Consider the following 5,421-nt stretch of genomic DNA (forward strand, 5'->3'; position numbering starts at 1 on the left):
TCCACCAGCAAAAATGGGGTTGTCATATATATTAAACTAGGTTCAATAGTTTAGTTAACAGTGCCGAGCCAGTCTGATTCTTGTTAGAACGTTCATAATGGTTTCGTATCAGACTGGTAAGAATTGCAATTACCGTGCATCATTATTCAAAAATCCGCTAAATAAGCACAGTTTTGCTCAATCATTAATTTATCTTACCTAAATCAAATTATACAGCTATAGTTAAATTAAGTACTGGTTTGCCAAGGAGGGGCTATTTTGAATAAAATCCTCAAAACTTATTATGAGAGCGCCCTTGCCTTAAAATTACCTGCAACCTATATAGATGCAATTAAATGCTTAAATATAGTTCTTGCCGGAAAAAACTACTTGTTGGTGCGGGGTATCACACAACTTAATAATGCATCCAGTATTTACATTACCAAGAATAAACGCACTATAAACTCCATACTGCAAGACAGTGGTATACCAGTACCCAATGGTAAAGCAATTCATAGAAACAATTTTAAAAAATACCCTCTCATTGAATTAATACCAGGAATTAAATTCCCCGTTGTAGCCAAGCCTCTGTTAAATACCAGCAATGGTAAAGACGTCTTATGTAATATTAAAGACATTGAAGAGTTGAGCCATTATCTGGAACAAATGTTTCGCAAATACGTACACCTGCTTGTTGAAGAATATCAGACAGATCTAAAAGAGTATCAAGTGTTATTATTAAAAAACCGAATTATTAATATTATTGAATTTACAGCACCAACCATTACTGGCGATGGTCAAAAAACCATTGAACAATTGATAACGCCCAAACTTAGACAATACAATGAGAAAGACTCTGAATCACCTGTCGGAATAAAGGAAGACTGCATCCATTGCCTTAAAGAACAAGGCCTGACGTTGAACAGCATCCTCAATAAAGGGAAAACCATCAAGATTCAGAACGCAGTAAACCACGCTCTTGACAAGCGAACTCTAATCAATAAACATATTAATCAAGAAAACGCCTCCCTTATACGGCAGGCAGCGAAAATTACAGGCCTGGATTTAGTGGGTCTGGATATTATGTGTGAAGACATCAATCACTCGTTTAGCCATACCAAATGGGTGGTTCTGGAAGCAAATTTTGCTCCAGATATTACTCATCATGAATCTCCTGATGAGACTAATACAGCTCAAATCGCTACAAAAATATTAAAACAATTAATTTATCGTCATCCGTTTGCTTATCTCGTACATCGCTTGAAACTTATTCTAAATTGAGACATTAAAATGGATAGAAATGTAGCGTTATTTAAGAAATGTGCGCAAGAAATGCAGTTGCCCTATACCTATTACCCTACGGCTGATGTACTGAAAGTCGAACTGGGTGCTAAACCTTATTATTTTGTATTTAGCATTTCTCCCATCAATTATGGAGCCAGTATTTACGTTGCAAAACACAAATACGCATGCAATACATTGCTTCATCAAGCGGGTTTTCCGGTTCCCAAAGCGGTCGCGTTCGAAAAAAAGAAATTAGAACAACACTCACTAAGCGAATTGATTGAACCCTTGCGTTTTCCTTTGGTAGCCAAACCGATGCTTAACTCCGTACGAGGGCTCGGGGTGCTATGTAATATTAAAAATATAGCTGAGCTTTCTGAGTATGTTAATACGCTCTTCAATAACCATCGCTTCGTCCAGATTGAAGAATTCCACTCTCAATTAAAAGAATACCGTGTTACCGTGCTAAACAACAAGGTTATAGGGGTACTGATTAGAACAGGGGCCTTTGTCATAGGAGATGGAAAACACACTATTGAAGAGTTAATAGAACTAAAGAATGTTGAACGAATTCACCTGAGTAAAGAGCTGACCATTTCTCCTTTGCGCTATGATACTGAATATAAAAGTTGTCTGGAAGAACAAGGTTTAACCTTGCAAAGTATCGTACCTGAAGGCAACAAAATTCGTCTTTGTTATACCGTAAATACCGGCAGGGGCGGTGATATATTCTCTTTGGGTAAAAAAATTCACCCGGCCAACGCAAAAATGGTTTGTGATGCAGCCAGAGCCATTGGCCTGAATTATGTGGGCTTCGATTTATTATGTGAAGACATCATCAATACTCCTTTTAAACCCAATAAATGGATTATTATCGAAGCAAATTTTTATGCTGATGCAACCCTTCACGAAATTCCAAATCACGGAGTAAAAACCAAGATAATAAATAAAATGTTACGCCATCTCATTTATCGCCATCCCTTCTCTTACCTCTATCATCTCTGTATGCATAGTTGTTATTCTAAATATTTCAAATCAGGATTGCTGCTATTGATTCTCCTGTTCGTCATCAACACAATATACATGGCCCAAAATAGTTAAGGAGCCAACAGATAAGCCAACGCAGTCCCTAAAACCAGAATTAAGGTGAACATCATGCTTCGGATGTAAAAAGAAGTGCATTTATTTTTGTACAATCCATACAGATAGGAAAAAGGATGGCGATAAATCAGAGAACGAAGTATCGCTTTTGTCACATTGTGGGGCGTGCCATTTGTCGCCTGTTCATGAATACGAACACTCGGATTAGCATTCGCCTCAATAATAACCCCTACTGTTGACTCAATTGGTAAGTTAATATCTTTGCATTGAACATCAAAGCCCACAAGGTTTAATTTCAATGCTTTGGCGGCTTTAATCAAGAGCTTAATATTTTCTTTACAGATTGTTTGCCCAAGAGGCTTATATGTACCACCTCGTGAGCTATTACAAACATAGCACAAGGTAATCGACTCATTTTTAGCAGGTATGTAATCGAGAGTAATACCCAGTTCGTTCAAGCGAATGTACAATTCATCATCGAACATTATTGGTTCAAGAATATCACTGAGCTGTTGACGCTCCTGGTTTTTCAAATCAATGAGTTCCTGAAGATTGTGCGTGCCATCTCCGACAACATGAGCAGGAAAGCGCTCGACCACACCAAGCAATTTGTTACCCAAAATCAAGATCCGGTACGATTTGAGATTGCCGTGAAACTCTTCGATAGAAATGTAGTCATCATGCAAAAAATACGCGGCCAAATAAGTGCGAAGTTGTTCCATTGTTTGAATATTGCATAAAACAGCTCTTCCCCGCCGACCATCAAGAGTTGGTTTTATCACTAAGGGAAATGTCAAACCAAAAATGAGTTCTTCCAGGCTCCCCTCTTCAAAATATTGACGGCTGATAAACGTGGCTTTAGGAACAGGAAGCCCTGCACGCTCCAGGATTTTGTTTGAAGCAAATTTATCACGAGCAATACTGACACTGCAGTGATCATTAAAACAATTAATTACTCCGCGGTTAAAATATTTTTTCTTACCAATATAAAATTCAAAACCATCTATTTCAGCAACAGGAACTGCTTTTAAAAATAAATTTATTGCACTCCGGTAATAATGTTCCGCATTTTTATTCATAGTACATGACTCTTAATCAAAAGAATTAGCTTCAGTGAAGCAATCCAACACCGTATCTTAACCAAGCTTCAGGCTGGTTTGCTTGTATGCGAGAAATAAAATTGCCCCCCCCTAGGGTTTTCTGGCAATGGCAACAAGACCTTCTCGTCCATCCCAAAGGGCTCTTTTTGGTAAATCCAATCTGGCATAAGTTTCTATTGTTTCAATTACAAAACCAGCACGCTCTAGCTCTCGCCTTAAAACATGTTCATCAAAAAAAAGCAGAGCATCAGGAACTCGCTGATTAATGAGCGCCTTTAAATCAGTAAAATAGCCTGGCCAGGGATCACCATCCCTGACCCTTTGTTCGTAGGGAGCAATCAGCTGCCTGAATACGCCTTTGTATACAGTAGAGGTTATAATAAATAGTTTTGCATTGCTCTTTAAACATAAAAATAACTTCCCTAAACCAAGCCGGAAAAGTTCAGGGTTTAAGTAACCGAGCATATGAGCAACATAACAACCTGCAATACTGCGTTCTGGCAAGCATAAATCTTTAGGAAATTCACCAGGTAATAGAATCAGTTGATTTTTATGTTCAAGAGGGACTTCTCGCGATAAAAGCTCCAAATGCCGAGGCTCAAGATCATTGGCAATTACCTGTGCACCAGTTTTTAGAACCTCAAGCGTCATGAAACCATAGCCAGTTCCAAGTTCTAACACTGGTGCTTGCTGTTGGGCTGCATAGTGAATAAATTGTCGAGAATACTCATCAATAAAGGTAGTGCAAGGACCTTTGCCGTTTAAGGTCATGACAAGGTATTTACTGACGTTGGGAGGTATTTTTAAGTCGTCATCTATGGCCATAACTCAATCCCTTTCACCTAAGACAATCACTCAGAACGCTCATCTGGTTTTATCCATCATATTGATTATAATCATAATAGCAGGAAAGCATTATAGAAGTATAACTTTTGGTTGAGTGTTCGACGAGACACTAGTATGTTAGGATTATAAACTTAATCAGACTCGATTATGAAAGAGATAATGCCATAGACAAGAACGCAGAGCGGTACTATAACAGTGCTAAAGCCTTATTTATCCCGGCAAAATCGATAACAGAAATAAATGGCTTTGAGATAAAACTTGGTTCTCGCCACTATCTTTTTCACGCAAGTGAAACGCCTTTTAATAATTTAAGCAGTTCAAATATAGCAGCAGATAAATTTTGCGCTAACAGACTGCTGGAAAAAGAAGGTATTCCGGTTCCTAATGCCGTAGCGATTCACCTGGAAGAATTCCAACAAAATCAAACGACAGAACTAATCGCCCATCTCAATTTTCCATTGGTTATAAAACCCTTATTAAACGGTGCTCAAGGTAAAGACGTGTTATGCAATATCCAAACCCTGCAAGAGCTGCTGCATTTCTTAAATCATTATTTTAATTATTATGAACAATTAATTATTGAAGAGTTTCATGGCAAACTAAATTCCTACCGCGTCTTAGTTTTTAAACGCAAAGTAATAGGCATAGTACAACGGTTTCCTGCAATGGTTTTTGGTGATGGAACCCATTCGGTTGAAGAACTTGTTGTTATGGAAAATAAGCATCGCAAAACAATTAGTGACTTTCTTGGGCCAATAGTCCTTGACGATGAATGCGCGATAAAGCTAAAAGAGCTCAATATAAGTAAAGAATACGTCCCTTCTCCTGGAGAAAAGATAGTTTTAGCCTATACATCGAATGCAACCCGAGGAGGAACATATAAATCTCTGGAAAATCAAATATGCAAAGAAAACCGTAAACTGATGAGCAAGGTAGCATCTATATTAAATCTGGGACTCGCAGGCATTGATCTGGAATGCACAGACATCACTATCCCGATAAGCCAGTCCAACGGAGTAGTTATTGAAGTCAACTACCGCCCAAGTGTTCGTATCCACGAACTCCCCATGACCGGGAAGGGCCACTTGGTAACCAGAAAAATGATGCGTTC

5 protein-coding genes are annotated in these 5,421 nt (G+C 38.4%); 3 read left to right on the forward strand and 2 right to left on the reverse strand.

The window, feature by feature from the left end; genetic code table 11:
• Window positions 1-258: 258 nt before the first annotated feature.
• Both Q0495_RS12400 and Q0495_RS12405 read left to right on the forward strand, forming a co-directional pair.
• On the forward strand, window positions 259-1,260 hold the full coding sequence (locus Q0495_RS12400) for a hypothetical protein (RefSeq protein WP_298626827.1): 1,002 nt from the start codon (window positions 259-261) through the stop codon (window positions 1,258-1,260).
• 9 nt (window positions 1,261-1,269) lie between these two features.
• Complete coding sequence (locus Q0495_RS12405) at window positions 1,270-2,364, forward strand: UDP-N-acetylmuramyl peptide synthase (RefSeq protein WP_298626829.1); 1,095 nt, start codon at window positions 1,270-1,272, stop codon at window positions 2,362-2,364.
• On the opposite strand, the gene Q0495_RS12410 is transcribed toward Q0495_RS12405, so the two are convergent.
• The gene (locus Q0495_RS12410) at window positions 2,361-3,443 is read right to left on the reverse strand and encodes a UDP-N-acetylmuramyl peptide synthase (protein ID WP_298626831.1); all 1,083 of its coding nucleotides are present in this window, start codon (window positions 3,441-3,443) and stop codon (window positions 2,361-2,363) included. The genes Q0495_RS12405 and Q0495_RS12410 overlap by 4 nt on opposite strands.
• Window positions 3,444-3,554: 111 nt before the next feature.
• Window positions 3,555-4,289 carry a class I SAM-dependent methyltransferase gene (locus tag Q0495_RS12415; protein WP_298626833.1) on the reverse strand — a complete coding sequence of 245 codons (735 nt, stop codon included), beginning with the start codon at window positions 4,287-4,289 and terminating at the stop codon, window positions 3,555-3,557.
• A gap of 392 nt (window positions 4,290-4,681) precedes the next feature.
• Between Q0495_RS12415 and Q0495_RS12420 the strand changes: the two genes are divergently transcribed.
• A partial coding sequence (locus Q0495_RS12420; RefSeq protein ID WP_298626835.1) for a UDP-N-acetylmuramyl peptide synthase occupies window positions 4,682-5,421 on the forward strand: 740 nt, incomplete at its 3' end.

Origin of the sequence: uncultured Legionella sp. (genome assembly GCF_937871865.1) — a bacterium.
Lineage (GTDB): Bacteria > Pseudomonadota > Gammaproteobacteria > Legionellales > Legionellaceae > Legionella.